The sequence below is a fragment of the Rahnella laticis genome (assembly GCF_015644585.1).
Taxonomy (GTDB): Bacteria; Pseudomonadota; Gammaproteobacteria; order Enterobacterales; family Enterobacteriaceae; genus Rahnella; species Rahnella laticis.
The window spans coordinates 315,928-336,471 of sequence record NZ_JADOBI010000005.1; the positions used below are offsets into that span (position 1 = coordinate 315,928).

Annotated in this window: 16 protein-coding genes and 1 other RNA gene; 9 read left to right on the plus strand and 8 right to left on the minus strand. The window is 51.8% G+C overall.

Annotation, left to right across the window (positions count from 1 at the left end; translation table 11 throughout):
* Nucleotides 1–8: 8 nt before the first annotated feature.
* The 5 genes from sufS to sufA form a co-directional block, all read right to left on the minus strand.
* Nucleotides 9–1,229 carry a cysteine desulfurase SufS gene (sufS, locus tag IV433_RS13370; protein ID WP_195814454.1) on the minus strand — a complete coding sequence of 407 codons (1,221 nt, stop codon included), beginning with the start codon at nucleotides 1,227–1,229 and terminating at the stop codon, nucleotides 9–11.
* On the minus strand, nucleotides 1,229–2,530 hold the full coding sequence (gene sufD, locus IV433_RS13375) for a Fe-S cluster assembly protein SufD (RefSeq protein WP_195814453.1): 1,302 nt from the start codon (nucleotides 2,528–2,530) through the stop codon (nucleotides 1,229–1,231). Before sufD ends, sufS begins: the two co-directional genes overlap by 1 nt.
* Nucleotides 2,505–3,251, minus strand: coding sequence for a Fe-S cluster assembly ATPase SufC (gene sufC, locus IV433_RS13380; protein ID WP_165056895.1), 747 nt, complete (start codon nucleotides 3,249–3,251; stop codon nucleotides 2,505–2,507). The genes sufD and sufC overlap by 26 nt, the downstream gene beginning before the upstream one ends.
* Nucleotides 3,252–3,374: 123 nt before the next feature.
* On the minus strand, nucleotides 3,375–4,898 hold the full coding sequence (sufB, locus tag IV433_RS13385) for a Fe-S cluster assembly protein SufB (protein ID WP_195814452.1): 1,524 nt from the start codon (nucleotides 4,896–4,898) through the stop codon (nucleotides 3,375–3,377).
* 54 nt (nucleotides 4,899–4,952) lie between these two features.
* Nucleotides 4,953–5,324 carry a Fe-S cluster assembly scaffold SufA gene (gene sufA / locus IV433_RS13390; RefSeq protein WP_104922540.1) on the minus strand — a complete coding sequence of 124 codons (372 nt, stop codon included), beginning with the start codon at nucleotides 5,322–5,324 and terminating at the stop codon, nucleotides 4,953–4,955.
* A 458-nt stretch (nucleotides 5,325–5,782) separates the two neighbouring features.
* On the opposite strand from sufA, the gene IV433_RS13395 reads away from it, so the two are divergent.
* A complete protein-coding gene (locus tag IV433_RS13395) occupies nucleotides 5,783–6,187 on the plus strand; it encodes a hypothetical protein (RefSeq protein WP_152325715.1) in 405 nt (134 codons plus the stop codon).
* A 129-nt stretch (nucleotides 6,188–6,316) separates the two neighbouring features.
* Here IV433_RS13395 and IV433_RS13400 read toward each other — a convergent pair whose 3' ends face one another.
* On the minus strand, nucleotides 6,317–6,736 hold the full coding sequence (locus IV433_RS13400) for a hotdog fold thioesterase (RefSeq protein ID WP_195814451.1): 420 nt from the start codon (nucleotides 6,734–6,736) through the stop codon (nucleotides 6,317–6,319).
* Nucleotides 6,737–6,752: 16 nt separating this feature from the next.
* Nucleotides 6,753–9,809 (minus strand): D-2-hydroxyglutarate dehydrogenase YdiJ, encoded by a 3,057-nt coding sequence (gene ydiJ, locus IV433_RS13405; protein ID WP_195814450.1) that lies wholly within the window; start codon nucleotides 9,807–9,809, stop codon nucleotides 6,753–6,755.
* Between the two features lie 326 nt (nucleotides 9,810–10,135).
* Here ydiJ and ydiK point away from each other — a divergent pair, with 326 nt between their 5' ends.
* Both ydiK and rprA read left to right on the plus strand, forming a co-directional pair.
* Entirely contained in the window at nucleotides 10,136–11,233 is a 1,098-nt protein-coding gene (gene ydiK / locus IV433_RS13410; protein WP_195814449.1) for an AI-2E family transporter YdiK, read from the plus strand.
* Between the two features lie 189 nt (nucleotides 11,234–11,422).
* Nucleotides 11,423–11,533, plus strand: an RNA gene (gene rprA, locus IV433_RS13415) — antisense sRNA RprA.
* Nucleotides 11,534–11,654: 121 nt separating this feature from the next.
* Here the strand turns inward: rprA and ppsA are convergent.
* Entirely contained in the window at nucleotides 11,655–14,030 is a 2,376-nt protein-coding gene (gene ppsA, locus IV433_RS13420; RefSeq protein ID WP_195814448.1) for a phosphoenolpyruvate synthase, read from the minus strand.
* A 508-nt stretch (nucleotides 14,031–14,538) separates the two neighbouring features.
* Here ppsA and ppsR point away from each other — a divergent pair.
* The 6 genes from ppsR to IV433_RS13450 all read left to right on the plus strand — a co-directional run bounded on the left by ppsR (nucleotide 14,539) and on the right by IV433_RS13450 (nucleotide 20,543).
* Nucleotides 14,539–15,360 (plus strand): posphoenolpyruvate synthetase regulatory kinase/phosphorylase PpsR, encoded by an 822-nt coding sequence (ppsR, locus tag IV433_RS13425; RefSeq protein WP_101077080.1) that lies wholly within the window; start codon nucleotides 14,539–14,541, stop codon nucleotides 15,358–15,360.
* 127 nt (nucleotides 15,361–15,487) lie between these two features.
* A complete protein-coding gene (locus IV433_RS13430) occupies nucleotides 15,488–16,534 on the plus strand; it encodes a 3-deoxy-7-phosphoheptulonate synthase (RefSeq protein ID WP_195814447.1) in 1,047 nt (348 codons plus the stop codon).
* A gap of 341 nt (nucleotides 16,535–16,875) precedes the next feature.
* On the plus strand, nucleotides 16,876–17,910 hold the full coding sequence (locus tag IV433_RS13435) for a hemin-degrading factor (protein WP_195814446.1): 1,035 nt from the start codon (nucleotides 16,876–16,878) through the stop codon (nucleotides 17,908–17,910).
* The gene (locus tag IV433_RS13440) at nucleotides 17,907–18,737 is read left to right on the plus strand and encodes a heme/hemin ABC transporter substrate-binding protein (protein WP_195814445.1); all 831 of its coding nucleotides are present in this window, start codon (nucleotides 17,907–17,909) and stop codon (nucleotides 18,735–18,737) included. The genes IV433_RS13435 and IV433_RS13440 overlap by 4 nt, the downstream gene beginning before the upstream one ends.
* Nucleotides 18,734–19,762, plus strand: coding sequence for a FecCD family ABC transporter permease (locus tag IV433_RS13445; protein WP_370530258.1), 1,029 nt, complete (start codon nucleotides 18,734–18,736; stop codon nucleotides 19,760–19,762). Before IV433_RS13440 ends, IV433_RS13445 begins: the two co-directional genes overlap by 4 nt.
* Nucleotides 19,755–20,543, plus strand: a complete 789-nt coding sequence (locus IV433_RS13450; protein ID WP_195814444.1) for a heme ABC transporter ATP-binding protein — start codon at nucleotides 19,755–19,757, stop codon at nucleotides 20,541–20,543. The genes IV433_RS13445 and IV433_RS13450 overlap by 8 nt, the downstream gene beginning before the upstream one ends.
* Nucleotide 20,544 lies beyond the last annotated feature (1 nt).

Genomic DNA, 20,544 nt, shown 5'->3' on the forward strand with positions numbered 1-20,544 from the left:
CGTCAGGATTAACCCAACAGCCGGTGAATACGTTGCAATCCTGCGACCAACCGGTCGACTTCTTCACGGGTATTGTACATCGCCAGTGAGGCGCGGCACATAGCCGGAACACCGTAGAAGGACATTAATGGCATCGCGCAGTGATGACCGGTGCGAATTGCAATACCGTACTGATCGAGGAAACTGCCCACGTCGTAGGCATGGTGTTTGCCGAGATTAAACGCAATCACGCCAGCACGTGTTGCCGGGCCGTAGATCTGGATGTCAGGCACCTGCGCCATCGCTTCAAGCGCATAGCTCATCAGCTCCTGCTCATAAGCGTGGATATTCTCCAGCCCCAGTTCGGTGACATATTCCATCGCCGCGCCCAACCCCATGATGCCACCGGTGTTTGGCGTGCCCGCTTCAAAGCGCCACGGTGCCGCCGCAAAGGTGGTCCCTTCGGTCAGGCTGACGTGCTTGATCATTGAGCCGCCACCTTCCCATGGCGGCATCTGATCGAGCAATTCTTTACGACCGTAAAGAATGCCGATGCCCGTTGGCCCGTAAAGCTTGTGCCCGGACCAGACATAGAAATCACAGCCCAGCGCCTGAACATCCACCGCATGGTGCATGACAGCCTGCGCGCCATCGACCAGAACGGTCAGACCGGCAGCTTTCGCCTGAGGAATGATTTTCTCGATCGGGTTAACGGTACCCAGCACATTGGAAACATGTGCCAGCGTCAGCAGTTTAGTGCGTGGCGTAATCAGCTTTTCAAGCTGGGATAAATCCAGTTCACCTTCAGGAGTGAGGTGCCAGACGTCGATGTGCAGGTCGCGCTCTTTCGCCAGCATCTGCCAGGGAACGATGTTGGCGTGGTGCTCCATTTCGGTCAGAATAATGTGGTCGCCCGGCTGCAATAATTCGCGGCCATAGGTGTTGGCGACCAGATTAATGGCTTCCGTCGACCCTTTTACGAAGACGATTTCTTCCGCTGACGCTGCATTCATAAAGCGAGCGGCCTGAACACGGACGTTTTCCATCTGCTCGGTCGCTTCGGCGCTCATGGTATGAATGCCGCGGTGAACCGCAGCATAACCCTGTTCGAAGAAAGACATCTCACGGTCAATAACCTGACGCGGTTTCTGTGCGCTGGCCGCACTGTCCAGATAAGCCAGCGGCTGGCCGTTGACTTCACGGCTCAGCACAGGGAAATCGCTACGTACTCTTTCCAGTGGAAAACTCATTACGCACCTCGATTGAGTCGGCCTGCAATACGGGCAATCACGACTTCACGCAGGGTTTCATTCTCAATGGCTTCCGTCAGTTCAGCAGCAAACGCAAAGATGATCATTTGCTGAGCATCCTGACCGCTGATCCCACGGGTACGCAGATAGAAAAGCTGTTCGTCGTCGATACGACCCACAGTGGCACCATGGCTACATTTCACGTCATCGGCATAAATTTCAAGCTGAGGTTTGGTATCAACTTCAGTGTGCTTGCCCAGCAACAGGTTGTTGTTGGTCATTTTTCCGTCAGTTTTCAAAGCGTGCTGCGCCACCTTGATCATGCCGTTGAAAATCGCTTTTGCACGATCGTTCACAATTACTTTGTGCAGCTGATTGCTGTTGCAATAGCCTTTGTTGTGTTCCAGGTAAGTACGGGTATCAGCAATTTCAGAATCAACAGGCAATACCAGACTGTTGATGTTCAGATCGCTGTTTTCACCGTTCAGTTGCGCACTGGTGTTATTACGGGTCAGGCCCGCACCCAGCAGGAAACTGTGGCTGGAAACACGGGAATCACGCCCGATAACCAGATCGTTGTGCGAGAAGTGGAAGCTGGCCTGGCTTTCGAAGGCCAGTTTGTAATGCGTGAAACTGGCATTATCGCCCACTTTTACCGTCATACGCGCACCGGTGAAATGACCGTAATCGTTAAGGCTCAGGTAATGTTCGATGACTTCAGCGCTTGCACCGTTTTCAATCTCGATATGATAACGGTGATGAACCGTGTTCATTTCGCGAGACTGATCACGACCGCTGCTCAGATGCAGCAAATACAACGGCTTATCAGCCTCTTTACCGGCAGCCAAACGCACAGCAAAAGAATCCTGCGCCAGGCTTTCCGTCAGGTGCAAAAAGACTTCGGACTGAATCGGATCCGGCAGCGTTTGCTGCGCAGCCGCGTTCAGTTTTTCAATTTCGAATGCGCCGGTATTTTCGTCACTCAGGCTCGCATCAAAACGGCCATCCACGAAAACCAGACGATAGCAATCAAGCGGCAAAGCCAGTGATTTAACATTCTCAACTGTCAATGCCTGCTGCTGCGGGGCGAAGAACTGATTGCCCAGCAGTGAGGAAACTGGCGTGTATTTCCAGTCTTCAAGTTTTGCGTGTGGAAAACCAAGGCGAAGCACCTGTTGCCAATGTGCATGCGCATGAGCAGATTGTTCACCACCCCGGCTTTCAAAAAGACGGTAAAGCTGCTGCATGGCGTGCGAACTGCCCGCCGCAGGTGCATTACTCTTCGTCGGTAAGCCAGCCATAACCCTGCTCCTCTAACTGTTTAACCAAGGTGAAATCGCCGGATTTAACAATGCGGCCCTGATACAGAACATGCACGTAGTCAGGCTTGATGTAGTCGAGGATACGCTGGTAGTGGGTCACAATGACGAATGAACGTTTGCCGTCGCGCAGTGCGTTAACACCGTTAGAGACGATTTTCAGCGCATCGATGTCCAGACCGGAGTCGGTTTCATCCAGAATGCACAGGCTTGGCTCAAGGGCCGCCATTTGCAGAATGTCGTTACGCTTTTTCTCACCGCCGGAAAAACCTACGTTCACTGAACGGGTCAGCAAATCCGCAGGCATTTTCAGCATGGCTATTTTTTCTTCGATGAAATCGGCGAAATCAAAGCGATCCATCGGAGCCTGTTCGCGGTACTTACGTACAGCGTTTACCGCAGTTTGCAGGAAGAAATGGTTGGTCACGCCGGGAATTTCTACCGGATACTGGAAGGCCATAAACACGCCTTCACCGGCACGATCTTCCGGAGCAAGCTCCAGCAAATCTTTACCGTTGAACATTACGGAGCCTTCGGTCACTTCGTAATCTTCACGGCCAGCCAGTGTCGCGGAGAGTGTACTTTTACCTGAGCCGTTCGGGCCCATGATGGCGTGTACTTCACCCGGCTTGATCTCGAGATCAAGTCCTTTCAGAATTTCCTTTTCTTCGACACGGACCTTCAAATTCTTAATGCTTAACATACGTATCCTTGAGTTTGCGCCTGCGCGCTCATAATTCTGTTTATGCTTTGACTGTGCTGAACTCAAACCTGCCCGGCGCCGACGTCACACCACGCGGCGACGGGAGGAAAAGCGCTCGGAAGATTAACCGACGCTGTGTTCAAGGCTGATCGCCAGCAGTTTCTGTGCTTCGACAGCAAACTCCAGCGGCAGCTCGGAAAAGACATCTTTACAGAAACCGTTAACAATCATGGAAATCGCGTCATCTTCGCTGATACCACGCTGCAGACAGTAGAACAGCTGGTCATCGCCGATTTTGGAGGTCGTGGCTTCATGCTCCAGCTGCGCTGTGTTGTTACGCACTTCCACATACGGGAAAGTATGCGCGGCGCTGTCCGCACCAATCAGCATGGAATCACACTGGGTAAAGTTACGGGCATTTTCAGCACTTGGCAGGATCTTCACCAAACCGCGATAGCTGTTCTGGCTGTGGCCTGCGGAAATACCTTTGGAGATGATGGTCGATTTGGTGTTTTTACCAATGTGGATCATCTTGGTGCCGGTATCTGCCTGCTGTTTTCCGCTGGTCAGTGCAACTGAGAAGAATTCACCGATTGAGTTATCGCCTTTCAGGATAACGCTCGGGTATTTCCAGGTAATCGCTGAGCCGGTTTCAGACTGCGTCCACGACATCTTCGAGCCCGCGCCTTCACACAATGCACGTTTGGTCACGAAGTTCAGGATCCCGCCGCTGCTGTCTTTGCTGCCGGAGAACCAGTTCTGCACGGTGGAATATTTCACTTCCGCATCTTTATGCAGAATGACTTCAACCACGGCCGCGTGAAGCTGATACGTATCACGAACCGGTGCGGAACAGCCTTCGATATAGCTGACGTAACTGCCTTCGTCGGCAATCAGGATCGTACGTTCGAACTGGCCGGTTTTTGCCGCGTTAATACGGAAATACGTGGACAGTTCCATCGGGCAACGGACGCCTTTAGGGACATACACGAAAGTACCGTCAGACGCGACCGCCGCATTCAGCGCTGCAAAGAAGTTATCCTGCGAAGGCACAACGGTACCGAGGTATTTACGCACCAGATCCGGGTATTCATGAATGGCTTCGCCGAATGAGCAGAAGATAACGCCTGATTCAGCCAGCTTTTCGCGGTACGTTGTGGAAACGGAAACAGAGTCAAAAATGGCATCAACCGCCACTTCTTTCCCTTCACGCACAGGAACACCCAGCTGTTCAAACGCTTTTTCCACTTCGCTTGTCAGGTAGTTTTTACCGTCAAGCGCAGGAATGCTGTGAGAATTTTCAGGAGGTTGTTGCGTGGCTCCAGGCTGAGAACCACAGGTATCATCACAGCTGCCGCAAGAAGGCGCAGAGTAATAGCTGTAATCCTGATAGTCGAGTGGCGTGTAATACGCTTTCAACCAGTGAGGTTCTTCCATTTTCAACCAGGCATGATAAGCCTGCAGACGGAACTCCAGCATCCACTCCGGCTCATTGCGCTTTGCGGAAATGGCACGCACGACATCTTCGTTGATGCCTGATGCTAATTCATCGGTTGCCAGCTGGGTGAAGAACCCTTCCTTATAGTTCGTCTCCTCGCCGACCCAAGACTGCACATCATCTGGAATTTCTACGTTGCTTCGTGACATGTTGGTTACATCGCTTTGTTTACAATAATCTTAAAGACTGTTTGCCCGGCTGACTTACAGGCCGAAACTTTCACCACACCCGCAGGCATGCTGAGCTTTTGGATTATTGAATTTAAATATCTGATTCAGCCCTTCGCGGACAAAATCCACCTCGGTTCCGTCAATGAAAGGCATCGCCTTCAGCGGAACAAACAGCAAAGCGCCGTCATGCTCAAACACCAGGTCATCGCTGGCCGGTTGTTTGGTTAAATCCAGAACGTAGCCAAAGCCGGCGCAGCCCGATTGTTTTACCGAGAGCTGGAGACCTTTGACTTCTGGATCCTGCTCCATCAGGTTCTTCACCTGTTTGGCCGCAGAATCAGTCAGGATCACACCTTGCCATACGTTGTCGTCTAAAGAGAAAGAGCCGACAGTTTCAGTTTGCATCTGTCTTACCTCATATTTTTACGGTCATAGAGAAGACCTATTGTCTCTATTCTAGTGATAAGATTTATCACTTCAACCTCTTGTTTTAAGAGGGTATAGCGATTGCGCATGAGGAAAGTCGCTCAATGTGCATCGGGTTTACATCTGGCTGCTGGCGGGTCTTGAACACCGCAACCATCAACTGATTGAATAAGTTGTCAATTTTTTGTTAAAAATTAAAATTAACCTTATATTTTGTGTGGCTTAATAGCTTTCATTGTGTCTATTATAAAACATTCATCGGAAATGCCTATTTATGAATTCGCCACAATCAAAATAATTAAAGCTCTTTTTGCTTACCTGCTTTGGCGCAACAAAATCAAAAAAACCGGATGAAAACGTTGATCCGGCGATTTTTTGCCAATATGATACTTATTCTTTGATAATGATTATCATTCAGATAACCCGGAATACTGAGAATGGCTCAATCGGTAAATGCGTGGTTGCAGGGCAAGATAGACGACTACAAATCGAGTGTCCGCGATGCCACCGTGGATTTCTATATGGCGGATGCCGCCTTACGACGTCCGGATGCGCATCTTTGCCAGCTAAAACGCTTTAACAGCATTTGCCTTGATATGGCCAATCTTTGCCTGCAAAACGGAGACGACCACAGTTACCTGCATGCTTTGTGCAAGCTCCACAACCGGCTGATCCTTGAAATCAACAGCGTTGTGCGTTGTGAACTCTTCCGTGTTCAGAGCTATCATTTTGCCAGACACACGCTAAAACTCATTTGTCAGTATTATGCCATGATGGGCATCTGGGAAAAAGCGACGGCATTTCAAACTGATTTTGCCAAGCGCGTTCCCTTCCAGCTTTAGTCAGTTTTCAATGTGTTAGAGAAAAACTTAAGGCAAATAAAAAAGGCGGACACATTACTGTGACTCCGCCTTTTGCATTGAGCTTATGGATATGACGTTGAAAAAATGCGCCAGCCTTATGGCCTGAACTTAATGATCAATGACCATTGTGGTCAGTCTGGACACACAACACAGACCGCCCTGCTCATCGAAAATCTCAATCTGCCAGACCTGGCTCCGTTTCCCGGTTCGCAGCGCACGGCAAACTCCGCGTACAACCCCTTCCCTCGCCGACTTCATATGGCTGGCATTTATCTCAACCCCAACCACCGTCTGATGACCTTCAGTGCACAGATAACCGGCCATCGACCCCATAGTTTCCGCGAGAACCACCGAGGCCCCGCCGTGCAACAGACCAAATGGCTGAGTCGTGCGCGCATCTACCGGCATCGTCGCCTCAAGAAAATCTTCACCCAGTCGGGTGAACACAATCCCCACATGCCCGACCATACATCCCTGACTGCGCTGATTAAGCGCTTCAAGATTTGCGCTCCTTTTCCAGAATGACATCGTGCTTCCTTATCGGTTAGGGGATGATATCCAGCAATGCCTGCAACGGATGGCGAACCCCGTTACCTTCAATACGTTTTACCTGGCTGCGGCATGAGTAGCCTGTCGCCAGGCAACGCTGGCGAGGCAACCGCTGTAAAGAGGTGTGCCAGGACAGCTCGTAAATCCCCAACGAATTCTCAAGGTTTTTACTTTCATGTCCGTACGTCCCTGCCATTCCGCAACATCCCACACTGACATTTTCCAGCTTCGCGCCATAGCGGGCAAAGATATCTCCCCACTGTTTGCTGCTGTTGGGTAATGCCGTGCTTTCAGTGCAATGGCCGAACAGATACCAGGACTCTCCGCTTTGCTGCTGTGCCGGTCGTTCGCCCAGCCAGTTATCCAGCCATTCATGTACCAGTTGAACCTGGAACGAGCCGCGTGATTCTCCAAGGATTTCCTTGTACTCGTCGCGATAACACAGTACCAGCGCCGGGTCGACACCGACAAGCGGCATACCTAACTGTGCCACACGATTGAGGAATACCGACGTCTTGCGTGCCGTTTTCGCGAAACGCGTCAGGAATCCTTTGATGTGCTGCGCTTTTCCGTTTGGAGAGAAAGGCAACAGCACCGGTTTTAGACCCAGTTTTTCAATTAACCGGACAAAATCAGCCACGACCTGCGCATCATAGAAACTGGTGAACGGATCCTGCACCACCAGAACGTATTCGCCGCGCTGTGCCGGAGGGATTTTTTCCAGCTCTTCAAGCGTCATTTTACTGGCGCGATGCCCCAGCAACTGCTCGCGTAACGTCGGGGAGGACAGCAAAGGCAAATCCACCATGCCAATACTTTTGCGGCTCATTTCCCTTACCCAGGGCTGCTTAAGAAAGAAGTTAAACAGCTTTGGCGCTTTAGCCATTATCGGTGCATAGCTTTCGACACTTGCCACGAAATGGTCACTCGCCGGGCGCAGGTAGCGGGTGTGATAAAGCTGGAGGAAGCGCGAACGGAAACCGGGAACATCAATTTTGATCGGGCACTGTGTCGAGCACGCCTTACAGGCCAGGCAACCCGACATCGCTTCTTTTACTTCATGGGAGAAATCGTATTCGCCTTTGTTGGCATGCCAGGTATTACGGGTACGGTCGATCAGGCTGCGGAAACTCAGGCCTTTTTCCGGCAGCGCATTTTCCAGCGCCAGCGGATCGACACCTTGTTCTGAAAGTAGGCGCAACCATTCCCGCACCAGACCGGCACGCCCTTTCGGAGAATGGATACGGCTGCCGGTAATTTTCATCGACGGACACATCGGGCTTTTCGCATCAAAGTTAAAGCACAGCCCGTTGCCGTTACACTCCAGAGCGCCGCGGAATGACTGGCGCACATCCAGCGGGATCCGGCGATCAAGAGTGCCGCGTTTCGGCGCATCGACCTTCATCATTGGCTCATCGCATTCCAGCGGCGCACAAATCTTGCCCGGATTAAGACGATTGTCCGGGTCAAAAACCGTTTTGATCCGGCGTAATTCATGGAACAGCGTTTCTCCGAAGAAAGCCGGGCTGTATTCGGCGCGGAAACCTTTACCGTGTTCTCCCCACAGCAAACCACCGTATTTGGCCGTCAGGGCAACGACTTCATCCGATATCTGCTTCAGCAGCATTTCCTGTTGCGGGTCACACATGTCCAGAGCCGGGCGAACGTGCAAAACACCGGCGTCCACGTGCCCAAACATGCCGTAGCTCAGGTTATGGCTGTCGAGCAATGCACGGAATTCAACAATGTAATCGGCCAGATGTTGCGGCGGCACACAGGTATCTTCTGCAAACGGCAACGGCTTAGCCTGCCCCTTCGCATTCCCCAGCAGGCCGACGGCTTTCTTACGCATATTATAGATGCGTTCAATTCCGGGCAGATCCGCGCAAATCTGGTAGCCAATAACGCCACCTTCTTTGTCGCTCATCAGCCCGTCCAGACGCTCACATAGCGCACTGACCTGATCTTCAATGAGGTCGGCATCATCTCCCGCAAACTCAACAATGTTGAGTCCCTGCATATCCTTACCTTCAACGTCGGTGATGTAATCACGCACGCTGTGCCAGACGATATCTTCACGGGCCAGATTCAGGACTTTGGAGTCAACGGTTTCAACCGACAGCGCTTTGGCTTCCACCATGAAAGGGGCATTGCGCAGCGCGGAGTTGAAAGAATCATATTTAATATTCACCAGACGCCGCACTTTGGGAATTGGCGTGATATTCAGACGCGCTTCAGTAATAAAGGCCAGCGACCCTTCAGAGCCCGTGAGGATGCGGGTCAGATCGAAGGTTTGCAGGTCATCACTCAGGACATGGCGTAAGTCATAGCCCGTCAGGAAGCGGTTTAATTTCGGGAATTTTTCAATAACCAGCGCACGGTTATCGCGGCAACTGTCCAGCACCGTACGGTAAATCCGCCCGATTACCGAATCTTCTTCACCGAGTTTATCCGCCAGCGCCACCGGCACGGCAACGGTATCGAGCATCTCGCCGCCGAGCACAATCGCACGAACCCCGAGAACGTGATCTGACGTTTTACCGTAAACCAACGAGCCCTGTCCGGACGCATCAGTGTTAATCATGCCACCGAGCGTTGCACGGTTGCTGGTCGACAGCTCCGGAGAAAAGAAATAACCAAAAGGACGCAGATAGTCATTGAGCTGGTCTTTAATGACACCGGCTTCGACCTTGACCCAGCCTTGTTCAACGTTGATATCGAGAATGCGGTTCATATGACGGGACATATCAACCACAATTCCACGGTTCAGCGACTGACCGTTGGTACCGGTACCGCCACCACGCGGCGTAAAGACCAGCGTTTTAAAACGTTCCTGCCCGGCAAGACGCGCAATCAGTGCAACATCAGACGTGGCGATAGGGAATAAGACAGCATCCGGTAACAACTGATAAACGCTGTTATCGGTTGCCATCGTCAGGCGGTCCGCATAAGTCGTCGTGACATCACCTGTAAAACCGTTATTTTTAAGCGCTTCCAAAAAATCGAGCACCAGCTGGATGACACCCGGCGCCTGAGAAATCTGTGGGATCATTGAATTATGACTCTGTCTTTGTTGTATGCCTGGCGGGCCCGAGGCGACCTGCCGGATCTGCGAGGCAGATCCACCCTGTTATTTACCCAGAATAAAAACTAACATACTTCGTTTTTAAGCGCTCCGTCTGGTTCACCTTTGTTGCATTTGTTTCATGACACGCCGCAAAAAGCACGACTGGCAACAACGTGTTGCAACTAATTGTGTGCGGCGCTATCCAAAAGCAGCCTGATGTCCCATGCTTATTTATCGCTATCCCAATGTAGCAGTATTTTTTAAGGCACAAGGCGCGTGCCTTACTTCGTTTATCCCAATGAGAAACATGAATGAATCTCCCAATTAAACGTTACGATTTGCCCCAGATTATGTTCGGGGTATTGTTCATAGCACTGATGACCATCGCCAGTATCTGGATTGTTCAGCCTTTTATTCTGGGCTTTGCCTGGGCTGGGATGGTGGTGATTGCAACCTGGCCGCTGATGATTAAATTACAGCGAATTCTGTGGGGGCGGCGTTTTCTGGCCGTCATCGTGATGACGCTGTTGCTGATCCTGTTGTTCGTTTTGCCGATTGCCTTGCTGGTCAGCAGCGCAATTGAAAATGGCGCGCCGCTGGTGGGGATCGCCACCAATCCGTCAACCCTTCACATGCCGGATTTCCACTGGCTAAACTCTATTCCTCTGGTCGGCCATAAACTTTACAGCGGCTGGCATACCCTCATAAACGGCGGCGGTAATGCCCTGATGAGCAAAGTTCAGCCTTATGTCGGGCAAACCGCTTCCTGGTTTGTCACGCAGGCCGGGCATCTGGGCCGTTTTATCGTCCACTGTTCTCTGATGTTGCTGTTTAGCGCGCTTCTTTATAGTCGTGGCGAGCAGGTCGCGATGGGCATCCGCCATTTCGCCGTGCGTCTGGCGGCAGAACGTGGCGATGCTGCGGTTATCCTTGCCGGTCAGGCAATTCGCGCCGTTGCGCTGGGCGTGGTGGTCACAGCGATTGTTCAGTCAGTGCTGGGCGGTATCGGGCTGGCAATAGCCGGTATCCCGTATGCGACGGTTTTAACCGTGGTGATGTTTGTTTGTTGCGTCGCACAAATAGGACCTTTGCTGGTGCTTATCCCGGCCATCATCTGGCTTTACTGGTCGGGTGATAATACCTGGGGTACGGTGCTGCTGGTCTGGAGTTGCGTCGTAGGCTCGCTGGATAACGTCTTACGCCCGGTGCTTATCCGTATGGGTGCAGATTTGCCTATGCTGCTGATTTTATCCGGTGTTATTGGCGGTCTGTTCGCGTTCGGGATGATTGGCCTGTTTATCGGCCCTGTCGTTCTGGCGGTATCTTATCGCCTGATTTCGTTGTGGGTTCACGAAGCGCCAGTACCGGATGCCGATCCGGAAGAAGCGCTAAAAGCACTCGATGAGTAATTGTTTCGCGAAATAATTTCATCCGGCGTTGTCTTGGATCTTAAAAGACAACGCCCTCTTCTTTATTCCTCATTCCTTCGTCCTATTTTGAAACCAGCAAAAACAATCCTTCTCATCTATTAGTATGAGAATAATACCTATTAGGACGATTCTTACAGACTAAATATCTCGAGAAATCTAGTATTATTAACAGTTCGGATTTCAACCCACTGATTTATATACAGGCTTTCCCCTAAGCCGGTATACCCCAAATTGCTGTGTGTAGTCTTTGCCTGTCTCCAATGACGGGCTTTTTTTTTATTTTATCTCCCCGGCGATTAATTACGGCACCTCCATTTTTCTGGTTTGATGTTTCAAAAAAAAAGGCCATTGCCCGAAAGCAACAGCCTTTATTTCATTTATTTAAACCTGACGTGTTTATTTACTTTTCAGCCAGCGCCAGCCAGGTTTGCACCACGGTATCCGGGTTCAGCGACAGACTGTCGATGCCCTCATCCATCAGCCATTGTGCAAAATCCTGATGGTCTGACGGGCCCTGACCACAGATGCCGACATATTTACCCTGTTTCTTGGCGGCTTTGATTGCCATTGAAAGCAAAGCTTTAACCGCTTCGTTGCGCTCATCAAAGAGTTCAGACACCACGCCGGAATCGCGATCCAGCCCCAGCGCCAGCTGAGTCATGTCATTTGAACCGATTGAGAAGCCATCAAAGTGCTCAAGGAACTGATCGGCAAGTAATGCATTCGATGGAATTTCACACATCATAATGACCTTAAGGCCATTCTCTCCGCGCTTCAGCCCCTGATTTGCCAGTTCCTTCACTACAGCCTCAGCCTGCGCCACAGTTCGGACAAATGGGATCATCACTTCAACGTTGGTCAGCCCCATATCGTTACGAACCCGTTTCATCGCCTCGCACTCCAGCGCGAAACAATCGCGGAAGCTGTCTGAAACGTAACGACCAGCGCCGCGGAAGCCCAGCATCGGGTTCTCTTCATGCGGTTCATACTTCTCGCCGCCCACCAGATTGGCGTATTCATTCGATTTAAAATCGGATAAACGCACAATCACACGTTTTGGCCAGAACGCTGCGCCCAGTGTCGCGATCCCTTCCGTCAGACGGGCAACATAGTATTCGCGCGGACTGTCGTAGCCCTGAATCAGTTTCTTAATTTGTTCCTGTAATTCCGGCGTCTGAGTATCGAACTCCAGTAGCGCTTTTGGATGGACGCCGATCATGCGGTTGATAATGAATTCTAAACGCGCGAGCCCCACGCCTTCATTTGGCAGACAGGCAAAATCAAAAGCCCGGTCCGGATTACCGATATTCATCATGATTTTCAGCGGCAACTTTGGCAGCTCATCGACTTCTGAGCTTTGTACCGTGAAGTCCAGTTCGTCCTGGTAGACATAACCGGTATCGCCCTCAGAACAGGACACCGTCACTTTCTGATTTTCTTTCAGTTTTTCAGTCGCATCGCCACAACCGACCACGGCAGGGATCCCCAGTTCACGGGCAATGATTGCAGCATGGCAGGTGCGACCGCCACGGTTAGTCACAATGGCTGACGCTTTTTTCATGATCGGTTCCCAGTCAGGGTCCGTCATGTCCGTCACCAGAATGTCACCTGCTTTCACATGATGCATTTCGCTGATGTCATGGATGATTTTCACCGGCCCGGCACCGATACGATGACCAATAGCACGGCCTTCAACCAGAACTTTGCTGCTGCCATTGAGCTGATAACGTTCCATTACCTGACCGTTTGAACGTACGGTCTCAGGACGTGCCTGCACAATGTATAACTTGCCGTTATGACCATCTTTCGCCCACTCAATATCCATCGGGCGGCCGTAGTGTTTTTCAATCAATAATGCCTGACGTGCCAGAGCCTGCACTTCGTCATCGGTCAGTGAGAAACGGGTGCTCAGTTCAGCCGGCACGTCTTCAATTTGTACCTGTTTACCGTGTTCCTGGCTCGGCGCATAAATCATGCGGATCTTCTTCGAGCCCATGGTACGGCGCACAATCGCAGGCTTATTTTTGGCCAGCGTCGGTTTATGCACGTAGAACTCATCCGGGTTCACCGCGCCCTGCACCACCATTTCACCCAGACCATACGCGGAGGTGATGAAGACCACCTGATCAAAACCGGATTCCGTATCGATGGTGAACATCACGCCCGCAGACGCGAGATCAGAGCGAACCATGCGCTGAACGCCCGCAGACAGCGCAACGCCGCGGTGGTCGTAGCCCTGATGTACGCGATAAGAAATGGCGCGATCGTTAAATAAGGAGGCGTAAACATGTTTCACAGCGATAAGAACTGCATCAAACCCCTGAACGTTCAGGAAGGTTTCCTGCTGCCCGGCAAAGGAAGCGTCGGGCATATCTTCCGCGGTGGCAGAGGAACGCACAGCAAATGACGCGTCTGGCTCGCCTTCAGAAAGCTGCTGATAAGCTTCACGGATGGACTGTTCCAGCTCAGGCTGGAATGGCGTATCAATGATCCACTGGCGGATTTGCGTGCCCGCCTGGGTCAGTTGCCCGATATCATCCACATCTGTTTTGTCCAGTAATTCGTGGATCCGATGGTTAACGCCGCTTTGATCAAGAAAATCATTAAAAGCCTGAGACGTAGTGGCAAAACCGTTAGGCACGGAAACACCCAGATCAGACAGATTAGTGATCATTTCCCCGAGGGATGCGTTCTTACCCCCGACTTTATCAACGTCGTTCATACCCAGTTGGTTGTACCAGATAACATTGCGTAAATCGGGATCGAGATGAGCCATGAAACAATCCTTTCTTAATTTATTCACAGTAAAAGTCAGTAGGAGTGTAAAACCGGTCGTGCAATCGTTGCCTGAGGCAATTGGATGCCAATAAGCAACGTTGTCATTTCGAGACTAGCATAATGATCCATAAGACATAGACAGGTGAATCGATCCAGCAAATTAAACTATTTTCGTTTAGGAAAATTCCAGAACGCTAAAATTCGTCAGCAACACGAAAACAACATAATCCCTTATGAATCAGTGAGAAGTGCGTAGTAGTTTCGCAAGTAAATTAACCATACCAAAGTTGCTGAAGTATTGCTGACGCAATTCATAAAGCTGCGAGATATCGCGGAAAATTTAAAATGCCATTTCATTTATTACAGCCATTTTGCGCACTGTCTCGCAGGGATTAAAGGAAGGTTATGGTTAAGAAGAATTATCCTTTTTATTTCCAGAAATTCTGGTTATTACTTACGGAGTCCCGACAAGGGAAAGTGAACCGATATAAATTTAGGAGCAATGAGTGGACAGATGCGTGTTTTATATTTCCGATGGCACGGCGATTACCGCTGAAGTGGTAGGTCATGCCGTACTTTCACAATTCCCGGTCAATTCGACGACCTACTCATTGCCCTTTGTTGAAAGCGAAGAACGGGCTCAGGCCGTCAGCCGCCAGATCAATGAGATTTTCGAAAAAACGGGCGCCCGCCCGCTGGTGTTCTACTCCATTATTGCGCCGAAGATCCGTCAGATTATTGAAAGCAGCGAAGGATTCTGCCAGGACATCGTTCAGTCGCTGGTCGCACCGCTTCAAAATGAGCTTGGCGTTGAACCGACACCGGTGGCAAACCGTACGCACGGTCTGACCGCCAGCAATATCAGCAAATATGATGCCCGTATTGCGGCTATCGATTACACGCTGGCGCACGACGACGGTATATCCCTGCGTAATCTCGATCAGGCACAGGTTATTTTGCTGGGCGTTTCGCGCTGCGGTAAAACCCCCACCAGCCTTTACCTGGCATTACAGTTTGGGATCCGCGCGGCCAACTATCCGTTTACCGCCGATGATATGGATAATATTCAGCTTCCAGCCGCGCTGAAACCGCACATGCACAAGCTTTTCGGGCTGACGATTGACCCGGAAAGGCTGACCGCTATCCGTCAGGAACGGGTAGAAAACAGCCGCTATGCGTCTTTACGCCAGTGCCGGATGGAAGTGTCTGAAGTCGAAGCATTATTTCGCAAAAACCAAATTCGGTATCTCAACAGTACAAATTATTCCGTTGAGGAAATTTCGGCGAAGATTATGGACAGCTTTGGTATGAGTCGCCGCATGTTCTGATTCATTTAATGATTTGGATGGCAGAACGTGCCGAGAGTGATTGAAATCATCTGTTTTTACGTTATTGTGATCGCCATCACTTCCCGGTATTCCTGCCGCAGCGAAGAAACAAATTTTCGAGAACACCATGTCACAAACAGATGAACTGCGTACGACGCGCATCGACAGCCTGATTACGCCTCAGGCACTGGCAGACAAATTGCCAATCTCCCCGTCGGTCGCACAGCATGTAATGGAATCACGCAAACGTATTGAAAAAATCATCAGCGGTGAAGACCCTCGCCTTCTGGTGATTGTTGGTCCCTGCTCTATTCACGATATTGAAGCTGCAATTGATTACGCAGGTCAGCTCAGCGTATTGCGCGAAAAATATCAGGATCGTTTAGAGATCGTGATGCGCACCTATTTTGAAAAACCGCGAACCGTCGTGGGCTGGAAAGGATTAATTTCTGACCCCGAACTCAACGGTACCTGCCGCGTGAACGACGGAATTGAACTGGCGCGTAAAGTCTTGCTGGCCATCAATCAGTTAGGAATTCCAACGGCCACTGAGTTTCTGGATATGGTTATCGGCCAGTATATCGCCGACCTTATCAGCTGGGGCGCAATCGGTGCGCGCACCACGGAAAGCCAGATCCACCGTGAAATGGCTTCTGCGCTGTCTTGCCCGGTTGGTTTTAAAAATGGTACTGACGGCAATACGCGTATCGCCATTGACGCCATCCGCTCATCACGCACCAGCCACATGTTCCTGTCGCCGGATAAGAACGGTCAGATGACTATTTACCGCACAGCAGGCAACCCTTACGGCCACGTAATTATGCGCGGCGGTAAAAAGCCTAATTATCACGCCGATGATCTTGAACAGGCCTGCCTGAGTTTGTCTGAGTTTGACCTGCCGCAACGTCTGGTAGTCGATTTCAGCCACGGAAATTGCCAGAAGCAGCATCGCCGCCAGCTGGACGTCGCCGAAGACATCTGCCAGCAAATCCGCAATGGCTCAACCGCCGTCGCGGGGATTATGGCCGAGAGTTTCCTGGCAGAAGGCACGCAACCTATTGTTCCCGGCAAACCGCTGGTTTACGGCAAATCCATTACTGATCCTTGCCTGAGCTGGGCTGACACTGAAACCCTTCTGTCGATGCTGGCTGAAGCGACCAATTCAAGATTCTGATCACCCCGAAGTCATCTTCATAAGGGCAACATATGTTGCCCTTTTTAATGCCCGCCCCAGCGCAATTCTCCGTCCCTTCAAACGCTTCCAGTGATTTTCCCCACGGCTTATCCTCCGTAAATTAAGGGGTTATCAGTAAATAATTACATTCCATCAACAAAAATTTTCTTGATGTGTTTGTGCAATGATTTGATAATGATTATCAAATTGATATTAATTCCCATTACCAGCAATGAAGTTAGCTGGTCTCTGGCCCAAATATTTTTACAAATCATTCACATAACAACGCGATTTTTTATCTGCCTGTTGGCAGATGACGTTAAGACAACGAGGAGACAGCAATGCATTCAGTTCACTATCAGGACTATTTACAGGCCAAAGAAGCCAATCCCGGTAAATATGCCCGCGATCTGGCGGGAATTTTAGGTATCAGTGAAGCCGAGTTAACGTCTTTACGCGTTTCGCATGATGCAGTGAAACTGGATGTCGATGCCCGTACATTGCTGGCCGCACTGGAAAATGTGGGCGGGACAAAATCCATCACCCGCAACGATTATGCTGTTCACGAACAGCAAGGGCGCTATGAAAACCAGCATCTCAGCGGCCATGCGGGGTTAATCCTGAATCCGCGCGCGCTGGATTTACGTCTTTTCCTTCAGCACTGGCTGCACGTTTTCAGCATGTCTGAAAACACAGCCCGCGGCGTGCGCCACAGTATTCAGTTCTTTGATGCACACGGCGACGCGGTTCATAAAGTGTATAACACCGACGAAACCGACATGGCAGCCTGGGACGCGCTGATTGCCCAATACAAAACTGATGTCAATCCTCCGCTGCAGATTGAGCCGGTCACGCCTGTGGCTCCGGCCAGCGCTTCCGATACCAGCAGTATCGATGCTGACTGGCGCGCAATGACGGATGTTCACCAGTTCTTCCAGCTTCTCAAACGCCATGATGTCACCCGCCAGCAGGCTTTCAAAGCAGTAGGCGACGATCTGGCATGGCGTGTCGAAAACGGTTCACTGACCCGTTTGCTGAACATCGCAAAAGATGATCAGAATGAAATTATGATTTTCGTTGGCAACCGCGGTTGCGTGCAAATCTTCACCGGCCAGATTGAAAAAGTGATGCCGCACGGCGAATGGATTAACGTTTTCAACGAACGCTTCACCCTTCATCTGGTGGAAAGCGCCATCGCAGAAAGCTGGATCACCCGTAAACCGACCAAAGACGGCTTTGTCACCAGCCTGGAATTATTTGCCGCAGACGGCACGCAAATTGCCCAACTGTACGGCCAGCGTACTGAAGGCACGGCAGAACAGACCCAGTGGCGCGAACAACTGGCACAACTGAGCAGCGAAGGCGTTGCCGCATGAAAACACCTCTGAAAGCGCTGATTGCCGCTGCGGCAATTTTGTCTGCACCCGTGCTCCACGCCGCAGAGAAACTGGTCAGCATTGGCGGCGATGTGACCGAAATTGTCTATGCCCTCGGGGCAGGCGAAGAAATGGTGGCACGCGACAGCACCAGCCTGCGTCCGCAGGCGGTACTGAAACTGCCGGATGTCGGTTATATGCGCCAGCTCAACACCGAAGGGATCCTCTCCATGCGCCCTTCGATGGTGCTGAGCAGCGAGCTGGCAGAACCTTCACTGGTTTTACAGCAACTGGCGCAAAACGGCGTGAAGGTCATTCGCGTGCCGGGCACAGCTTCTGTCGATACCGTACCTAAAAAGATTGAAGTGATTGCAGGCGCGCTCAACCGTCAGGCGGAAGGTGCAAAGCTGATTGCGACGTACCGTTCTCAGCTTGATGCCATCCATCACGATGCTTTGCCGGTAAAAATTCTGTTTGTCATGAGCCACGGCGGAATGTCGTCTATGGCAGCAGGCCAGAATACGGCGGCGGACGCGATGATCACGTCCGTGGGTGCGAAAAATGCCATGCAGGGCTTCAGCCGTTATCGCCCTCTTTCGCAGGAAGGCGTCATTGCCAGCGCTCCGGACATTTTATTGCTGACCTCCGACGGCGTGAAAACGCTGGGTGGCATGGATCAGGTCTGGAAATTACCGGGGGTTGCCATGACGCCGGCAGGCAAAAACAAGCGCATTTTAGTGCTTGATGATATGTCCCTGCTGGGCTTTGGCCTGCAAACACCGGTCGTTATGGCAAAACTGCGTCAGGCGGCGGAACAAGCGAAATGAGCAGCATGAGCCCCCCAATGCCGTCCCGACGCCGTTCTCCTGTCTGGGCGCTGATCGGCCTCGGTGGTGCTCTGCTGGTACTGGCTATTCTGGCAGCCAATACCGGCGCGATGGCGTTGTCGCTGCGTACTTTGTTAACGCGGCCTTTTGACGACGGGTTATGGCAAATCTGGCTGACCGTACGTCTGCCCCGCGTGCTGCTGGCCGTGGTGGTCGGCTGCGCACTGGCCTGTTCCGGTGCCGTGATGCAGGGTTTGTTTCGCAACCCGCTGGCGGATCCGGGTTTGCTTGGGATCAGCAGCGGCGCGGCGCTGGCCGTGGCGCTGACTATTGTCATGCCGCTTTCGCTGCCGCCGATTCTGGCACTCTACGGTCACATGATCAGCGCCTTTGCGGGAAGCCTGGCGATTTCGGCCATCGTGTTTGCGCTGAGCCGTTTCGGGCATGGCGGATTGTCGCGTTTACTTCTCGCCGGGATTGCCATTAATGCCTTATGTGGCGCGGCGGTTGGGGTTCTGACTTACGTCAGCGATGACCAGCAGCTGCGCCAGTTTTCTTTGTGGAGCATGGGCAGCCTCGGACAGGCGCAATGGCCAACGCTGGCGGTTGCCGCATCGTTAATTCTGCCCGCCTGCGTGGCGACATTATTCATGGCGCGTCGCCTGAATATTTTGCAGCTCGGTGAGGAAGATGCGCATTACCTTGGGGTTAACGTCCGCCGCACGCAGCTGCAATTATTGCTTCTGAGTGCGCTGCTGGTAGGCGCTGCAGTCGCAGTTTCCGGTGTTATCGGCTTTATCGGTCTGGTGATTCCTCACCTGCTACGCATGCGGCTGGGTGCGGACCATCGCTGGTTGTTACCGGGATCAGCCATGGCCGGAGCCTGCCTGCTGTTACTGGCCGACACACTGGCAAGAACGCTGGTCGCACCGGCTGAAATGCCGGTGGGCCTGCTGACCAGTCTGTTGGGTGGCCCGTATTTCTTATGGTTAATTTTACGTCCCGGAGTGCCGCGCAATGTCTGATCTCACTTCATTGCTGGTTGCGGAAAATCTGTCCTATTCCGCCGGGGGGCGTCGCTTAATTGACGACGTGTCACTCAGCCTGAAAAGCGGCGAAATGGTCGCGCTGATCGGGCCAAACGGCGCGGGGAAATCCACGCTGATGCGCATGCTGACAGGTTATCTGACGCCGCAGTCCGGGCATTGTACGTTACAGGGAAAACGGCTGGCCGACTGGACATCGAAGGATCTCGCCCGCACCCGCGCGGTGATGCGCCAGAACAGTACGATGGCGTTCGGTTTCAGCGTGCGTGAAGTGCTGACGCTCGGACGCTCGCCGCACGGCCAGCAAAATATGCAACATGCACTGAACGAAGTGATGCAGCAGACCGGTTGTATGACGCTGGCAGAACGCGATTACCGCCATTTGTCAGGCGGCGAGCAGCAGCGGGTGCAGCTTGCACGCGTTCTGATCCAACTCTGGCAACCGGCACCTGCCCCGCGCTGGCTTTTTCTGGATGAACCGACGTCGGCGCTCGATTTATACCATCAGCAACATGCATTGCGCCTGCTGCGCGAGCTGACCCTGAAAACACCATTGTCGGTGTGCTGCGTGCTGCACGATCTCAATCTGGCGGCGCTGTATGCTGACAGGATAATTTTGCTGCACAGCGGTAAAGTTGTCGCCAGCGGAACACCGGCTGAAGTGCTGAGCGAAGAAACGCTAAGCCGCTGGTATCAGGCCGATCTGAACGTCTGCCCGCATCCGGAAACCGCTTTGCCGCAAGTTTTTCTGCGCCAGTAAA

Excerpts from the sequence above, each read along its gene's own strand:
- sufS (WP_195814454.1), bottom strand. The coding sequence starts at position 1,229 with ATGAGTTTTCCACTGGAAAGAGTACGTAGCGATTTCCCTGTGCTGAGC.
- sufD (WP_195814453.1), bottom strand. The coding sequence starts at position 2,530 with ATGGCTGGCTTACCGACGAAGAGTAATGCACCTGCGGCGGGCAGTTCG.
- sufC (WP_165056895.1), bottom strand. The coding sequence starts at position 3,251 with ATGTTAAGCATTAAGAATTTGAAGGTCCGTGTCGAAGAAAAGGAAATT.
- sufB (WP_195814452.1), bottom strand. The coding sequence starts at position 4,898 with ATGTCACGAAGCAACGTAGAAATTCCAGATGATGTGCAGTCTTGGGTC.
- sufA (WP_104922540.1), bottom strand. The coding sequence starts at position 5,324 with ATGCAAACTGAAACTGTCGGCTCTTTCTCTTTAGACGACAACGTATGG.
- IV433_RS13395 (WP_152325715.1), top strand. The coding sequence starts at position 5,783 with ATGGCTCAATCGGTAAATGCGTGGTTGCAGGGCAAGATAGACGACTAC.
- IV433_RS13400 (WP_195814451.1), bottom strand. The coding sequence starts at position 6,736 with ATGTCATTCTGGAAAAGGAGCGCAAATCTTGAAGCGCTTAATCAGCGC.
- ydiJ (WP_195814450.1), bottom strand. The coding sequence starts at position 9,809 with ATGATCCCACAGATTTCTCAGGCGCCGGGTGTCATCCAGCTGGTGCTC.
- ydiK (WP_195814449.1), top strand. The coding sequence starts at position 10,136 with ATGAATCTCCCAATTAAACGTTACGATTTGCCCCAGATTATGTTCGGG.
- ppsA (WP_195814448.1), bottom strand. The coding sequence starts at position 14,030 with ATGGCTCATCTCGATCCCGATTTACGCAATGTTATCTGGTACAACCAA.
- IV433_RS13430 (WP_195814447.1), top strand. The coding sequence starts at position 15,488 with ATGTCACAAACAGATGAACTGCGTACGACGCGCATCGACAGCCTGATT.
- IV433_RS13435 (WP_195814446.1), top strand. The coding sequence starts at position 16,876 with ATGCATTCAGTTCACTATCAGGACTATTTACAGGCCAAAGAAGCCAAT.
- IV433_RS13440 (WP_195814445.1), top strand. The coding sequence starts at position 17,907 with ATGAAAACACCTCTGAAAGCGCTGATTGCCGCTGCGGCAATTTTGTCT.
- IV433_RS13445 (WP_370530258.1), top strand. The coding sequence starts at position 18,734 with ATGAGCAGCATGAGCCCCCCAATGCCGTCCCGACGCCGTTCTCCTGTC.
- IV433_RS13450 (WP_195814444.1), top strand. The coding sequence starts at position 19,755 with ATGTCTGATCTCACTTCATTGCTGGTTGCGGAAAATCTGTCCTATTCC.